A 634-nucleotide genomic window follows, 5' to 3' on the forward strand; every position below is an offset into this window, starting at 1 on the left:
AAGGCGGCCGCTTCGCTTCTCCAGATCGATTCCGTCCACTCCGCTGGGTCGAGGTTGGAGTTACGGTGCTTAAGGATTAATGGCATGAAAGGCCGTCGAACCTTAGCAGGGCCTGCCGCCATCACATGTGGGTAAAGTAAAAACCCCCACCCGGACTGCGTATCCGGGTGGGGGGTAATGTTTTGGTCAGCCCGCGCTAAGCTTGGGGCTGAGTATTGGCCTGCGATGCGTGCGTGGTACGTGGACTAGGGGGAGTGTGCGAGGTGAGTACATCATCAGGTGAAGATGGCCATGGTGTGTGGTGCCAATGTCGGTAGAGATGGCCGCGGTGTGTGGTGTGGGCATCATCGTGTGGAGTAGTGCATCGCGTATCGTGCGGGCGTTATCGTGTACGTGGTGCTGGTGTTATCGTGTGGCGATGGAGAGCTTGCACCGTGCAGGTGTTACCGGGTAAAGCCGGTATCGTGCGGATCGCGGTCAGCGCTCACATCGCGGGCATCGTACTTCAGCTGCCCGCGCTTGTAGGTGCGAAGGATGCGGATGCCCGCCGCATCCTTCGTGAAGAGCGCCACGTCTGCGGGCGCGCCGGGCGCAAGGCCCTGGGCCGCGGGCAGGCCCAGCAGGCCAGCGGGCC

The 634-nt window shown here is 62.0% G+C and carries 1 pseudogene; it reads right to left on the reverse strand.

From position 1 onward, the window contains the following. Positions 1–443: 443 nt before the first annotated feature. Positions 444–634, reverse strand: a pseudogene (locus tag CPT76_RS38100) (hypothetical protein); the annotation flags it as partial.

Source organism: Paenibacillus sp. AR247, assembly GCF_002968895.1.
GTDB classification, from domain to species: Bacteria; Bacillota; Bacilli; order Paenibacillales; family Paenibacillaceae; genus Paenibacillus_AQ; species Paenibacillus_AQ favisporus.